Source organism: Desertibacillus haloalkaliphilus, from assembly GCF_019039105.1.
In the GTDB taxonomy this organism is placed as follows: domain Bacteria; phylum Bacillota; class Bacilli; order Bacillales; family KJ1-10-99; genus Desertibacillus; species Desertibacillus haloalkaliphilus.
Genome location: NZ_JAHPIV010000305.1, coordinates 1 through 386, shown reverse-complemented (window position 1 = coordinate 386; position 386 = coordinate 1). Strand labels below are relative to the sequence as shown.

1 protein-coding gene is annotated in these 386 nt (G+C 45.9%); it reads right to left on the bottom strand.

From position 1 onward, the window contains the following. The coding region (locus KH400_RS22060; protein WP_217228290.1) for a hypothetical protein at positions 1-386 on the bottom strand (386 nt) is incomplete at both ends.

Below are 386 nucleotides of genomic sequence, written 5' to 3'. Positions count from 1 at the left end.
ACGTGTCACTGTGACCATACACTTGGCGAACAATTGCCTCCTCACGCAGCATATCTCCAAAAACCCCCACTTGGCCTCGGTGCGTTCCCAGTTCATTTTTATTATTTAAACGATGAAAGTCAGGATGCAACAAGCCTTCTGTTCTTCTTATCCCAGTCAATTGATGGACCCACTCACTTGCAGGAAACCCCTTCACTTCTTCTGTTGCTTCATAGCTATTCCAGCCTTGGACACCAACAGCCTTAGCTCCAGCTCCCATTGTAACCATATTATTTAAATATGAATAAGGTCCATCCGGTCTGACATTCATAGCGCCAAGAGCAGCTTCTTCAAAGAGCTCGCTCGTCCCCTCATTGTGGATAAACCAATGAGCTTCCGTCATAGAT